Annotated in this window: 4 protein-coding genes; 2 read left to right on the top strand and 2 right to left on the bottom strand. The window is 52.6% G+C overall.

The window, feature by feature from the left end:
• The first annotated feature begins 87 nt into the window (after positions 1–87).
• Together N5098_RS15220 and N5098_RS15215 are read left to right on the top strand one after the other, a co-directional pair.
• Complete coding sequence (locus N5098_RS15220; RefSeq protein ID WP_368408032.1) at positions 88–606, top strand: 3'-5' exonuclease; 519 nt, start codon at positions 88–90, stop codon at positions 604–606.
• A gap of 53 nt (positions 607–659) precedes the next feature.
• Positions 660–1580 (top strand): metallophosphoesterase, encoded by a 921-nt coding sequence (locus N5098_RS15215; protein ID WP_267638738.1) that lies wholly within the window; start codon positions 660–662, stop codon positions 1578–1580.
• A gap of 28 nt (positions 1581–1608) precedes the next feature.
• Here the strand turns inward: N5098_RS15215 and N5098_RS15210 are convergent, their stop codons facing one another.
• On the bottom strand, positions 1609–2577 hold the full coding sequence (locus N5098_RS15210) for a DNA-processing protein DprA (protein WP_267638737.1): 969 nt from the start codon (positions 2575–2577) through the stop codon (positions 1609–1611).
• Complete coding sequence (locus tag N5098_RS17655) at positions 2577–4517, bottom strand: phosphoribosyltransferase family protein (RefSeq protein WP_267638736.1); 1941 nt, start codon at positions 4515–4517, stop codon at positions 2577–2579. The genes N5098_RS15210 and N5098_RS17655 overlap by 1 nt, the downstream gene beginning before the upstream one ends.
• Between the last annotated feature and the right edge of the window lie 161 nt (positions 4518–4678).

The raw sequence follows: 4678 nt of genomic DNA, 5'->3' as shown, positions 1-4678 counted from the left end.
GGGACGCAATCCTTACGAAGAATTCAAGCGAATCGCTCGAAACAACGAGATGATCTCACGAGCTCAGGCTGTACCCGCTGTTGCGTCATCGGGGTAAACACGTACGATCCAGTCAAACAACCACCCGAGATCTACGAGGAGAAGGGAGTAGCGTATCAATTGGAGGAGGAACGCCGACTCTTTTATGTCGCCCTGACACGGGCGGAAACCCGACTCGACGTAGTGACAGTACAAGGTGCGGAATCAGTCTTCATTGAGGAACTCCCCGATCAGCTATGTGAGCATCACCGACCGCTTTCGGATGATGAACTTGAGGAGATCGAAACGGATTATGAATGCCGAAAGACAGTTACTGGATCTGTCGATGCGAAGTTCACCGAGAACTTTGCAACGGTCGACTGGGATGGTCGCGGATTAATTGATCTTAATCTCTACGACGCAAGCAAAGAGCAAAACCAACGCATCGAAGAACTAAATCAAAGTGGTGAAAAGGTGACCTTCGAGAACTGCGGTGTCCAGTATCGTGAACCCCAGAATGAAGCTGACGATCCAGAATACAAGCGACTGCAACTGCAGCTTGATGAGGATGTGACCATTAATTCATGATGTCTGTTTTCGCATCAGAAGGGCTACCAATGAGTGGTTATAACCCTCACTAGATGCCGCTACAGACGCCGAGTCAAATCACAGTCTCTAAACCAAATCGCGACACGGTCAAAGGGCTCACCAGAAACGAGACAAGTCCACCGACGATTGTAAGCATCAGCGATATCCACGGCTACCTTGACCCCGCCCAGAGTGCACTGCTAACGCTTGCAGACCATCCCGCGTTCGATCCCGTTGTAACTCTCGACACGGAGGGCAACCTACACTGGGCGGGGGAAAATTATGTGCTTGTTTTCAATGGAGATCTCATCGATCGAGGCCCCGCGAACAGGGAAGTCCTCGAACTCGTTGGTCGATTAATTAGAGAGGCACCGCCGGGCCGTATTCGTGTCACGCTTGGGAATCACGAGGCAATTATGCTCTCACCCACGCACTTTGGCTTCAACAATTGGTACTCGGGACAGGTTGATACAGCAGACAGGCGGGTATTTTTGGAACAGATTTTGGCCGGGCACGTCGTTACAGCGTATCGCGGCTACAACGTGACGTACGTACATGCAGGTTCGCCAGATGATTATAACGTAGCTGCAGTAAACGATTCGCTCTGCGAAGCCGCACGGAAATTACGCGATGCTATATCGACACCGGACGATCGGCTGCTACAAAAACGCATACTTGACGAACATTCACGCGAACTCGGTGTGGGTAATAGCCATCTCAAAGGTCCCGGTGCTGGCCTCGTGTGGCTTGACCTTTCACACTTACCCAGAGATGCGCCAGCACAGGTTGTTGGACATACTCGTCAGCACGAACCGCTCCAGAAAGGAAACGTCTTCTGTCAGAACGTAATCCGAAATACCCTCGACTCAGATGGCGGTGAGACTGTCTTCGTCGAAACACCCGATAGTTTATTCTCGCTAATCCGACAGCCCGATGGAAGTGTAGAACTATCAGAATTAGAGCAATTCACTTGATTTCCGCTTCTGCGGCACTGCGGAGGAATCAATTGTTCCACTTATCCAGCGAGGTTTGGTTGTCTCCGTTCGTAGAGTCTTCTTCGCTGGCTGACTCTCGGTGATCATGTGGTGGAGATTCTGTAATCTCCGCTTCTATTGCGGCTGCTGACGAAACCACCGTTGTCGATTCGGAGCTTCTCAGTTCCTTCAGTCCCTCGTTAGGCTGGATATCCAGGCTAGCCTCCGGAACAAAGACCCGCCGTTCCTGATCGAGGGCAATTTCGTATTGGGCTGTCGTACCCCCAGATCCATCGGTTGCCACGATAACTATTCCCGGGCTTAGTGCGGAGAGTGTCTGGTTGCGTTCTGGGAATGCATAGCGGGCTGGTTCTGCCTCGGGAGGTCGGTGTGAGAGCAGGAGTCCATCTGCATCGACGATGTTAGAAAAGAGATCTGCATTTTCTTCGGGATAAGGAACGTTAACGCCTGTTCCAAGCACGACGATTGTGGCACCGTTCACATCGAGGGCCCCTTCGTGGGCTGCCGTGTCAGTCCCGCGGGCACCTCCACTGACGATCGTATAGCCCTCTCCAGCCATTTCACGAGCGATATTTCGGATCCATTTTTGGCCTACCTCGTTGATTCTGCGAGAGCCAGACACACTCACGGTCTGACAGCCCAACCGGTCAAGATTACCTTTCGCGTAGAGGACCAGTGGCGCATGGTAGGTTCGGAGAGTTTGTGGATAGCGATCGTCGTCGATTCCGATGACCTCTATTCCTTCCGACCTGTACTGCCGGAACTGCTGGCGGTACTCGTCGACGGTCGGTTCCAGTTGCTGTAACTTCTCGCACGTGTCTGTGTCTACGTAGTGGAACTTTTCGAAAGCTTCCTGTGGACTGGTCTGAAGTTCCGCTCCCGTCTCGAACGCTCGAAACAACTCAAGCGCACGCGCGTCGCCGATACCCTGGAGTTCGGTGAGTGCGAGGAGGGTAGCGAGGTCGTCGTCGTTCATTATTCAAGTCCTGCAATGATATCTGACGCAAAAGCATCGGGCTTTTTGATTTCTTTCACCTTGGTCTCCGACCCACCGGGGGTGAACCCGAGAGTTAGTCCGATAACGCGGCCTGCCCCTGCCTCACGTAGTAGGTGGGAACCTGCCAACAACGAGCTCCCGGTGGTGCAGATGTCGTCGAAAAGAATCACGGTTTCGCCATCGAGGGTGGCACGCGAGCGAAGCGTCGTTTCTGGGTGCTTTGCCACATCTTTTCTTTCTTCCTGTGATTTCTCCCGTTGGCGCTCCGTAGTTTCTGTCCGCTCAAGTAGCGGCGTATAAATGATTGAAGTTTCGATAACACCATCCTGTGCAAGTTCGACCAGTTGTGGACTGAGTTGCCCCGCTTCGTGTCCCGGAAAGACAGTGATATAGTCATAATTCCAGCGGTCACTTAGAAACCGACGATGAATCATGTCCTGAAGCCGCGGTCGGAACGTGGCTATTGGTTCATCACGCCCGTGCTTCGCAAGAGCCTGTAGTTCGTCGAATGATCCTGAATTCGGTCGGTACCAGTCGAGCGCAAACACCGGTAGCTGTTGCCGGACCGGTGACACAGCAGTTGGTTTGACTCGCTGGAATAGATGTGTTAACTTCCCATAATCGAGGAGGAACGACTCCGCGTCGGTCTGCGACGTGGGTGTCGCCTCGGCAACGGGTCCTGTAATTGGGTCACCTGTTGCCTGGCCCGGACCCGAGAGCATCTCGACGTCAACCAGGTGATCATCGGCTACGTCGGCAAACAAGTCCTGATACAGGCTCTCGATTGGTATCGTCCGGTCAGTCGTGCCCGTCTCGGTTGGCAATGGTGGATAGGCAGGTAAAGTGTCTAGGATAGCGAGTGCGTGGCGGAGATCATCAAGGGATCCGACCATCTCGGGCAGCGGACAATCGTCTTCAGGGCTACAGGGCCTCACCAACTGCTGGACATCTTCCAGCCATGTATGTTCGGCAAGCCAGGATTGCGTCTCGTCACAATATGGTTCGACGGCAATCGCATGATAGTCCGTTACCCATTCAACGTTGCCGAACGCGTGCCGATATTCCTTGATACCGAACGGCAGCCGATCCTGATGCTGTTTGCCGTAGCCTGTGAACATAACTTCCGGATACTCCAGTCCAATGCAGGCGTCGAGTATCACGTAGTACTGAACCCGTGGATCGGTCAGATCCTCGGGATCAATGTCGGTCCCCTTAAGTTGCATAACTGTCTCTACGACTTTCCGAACACACCGGATTGCCTCATAGTATTCTGACAGTTGGTTTGCTTGGAGTTCCTCTCCTTTGTAGGTGAAATTTGGGAGGTTGTTACCGGACTGTCGTGTGGAACTATCGGTCGTGCCGTCTGGTTGGGCCGACGTGTTATCGTTTTCTTGTTCGTCCGTTACAGTTGCCGATGAGAGATCTGTATCGCTGGTCGATCTCGAGTCATCAGAAGAAACTGCCGTCGACGTTGAGTCCATGTCTCTGGCATTCTCCAATATCTTCTTTACCTGGCTATCTCGCACTCTGTCAATCGCTTCAAGATCAGAGATCGAGATCTCCAGTAGGTCTTCAAGATCAGTTATTCCGGATTTTGCAAGTGAGTGACCGGTAACCGGCCCTAGCCCCTCCACTGCATAGAGGCCCTCGCCATGCTGCATATCGACGGCATACTGTCGGACGTGCCGGAGGGCTTCTTTTCGTGATGCTCCTTGCTCGCTCAGCGTATCAATGGTCGTTCGAATGTTCTCTGCGTCCAGCAATGAGGAGTAGGATGCGATCGATTCGATGGTTAGCTCAACGTCGCTGACATTGGCAGTTGATTTATCCGAATGAGGTTCGATTTCCGTGCCACAAACCTGATAGATATTTATGTCTTTGTCTGGCTCAAATTCGGGAATCCCTTCGATTTCTCCCACTCCAGCCAGCTTCGCATATAACGGGAGAACCTCGTAGATTACTCGACATACTTGCTCGAGGGTGTCATAGAACTCTTGTCACACCGTGATGATCGTGCTTCCCGGATTATCTCCTCGTTCGTAGTTGGTGATCGCAATAACGAGACGCAGACACAACGACA

This window comes from Halovenus rubra, from assembly GCF_026586665.1.
Classification (GTDB): Archaea; Halobacteriota; Halobacteria; order Halobacteriales; family Haloarculaceae; genus Halovenus; species Halovenus rubra.
Note: the sequence above shows the minus strand (reverse complement) of the source record. Positions and strands in the feature narration are given on the sequence as shown.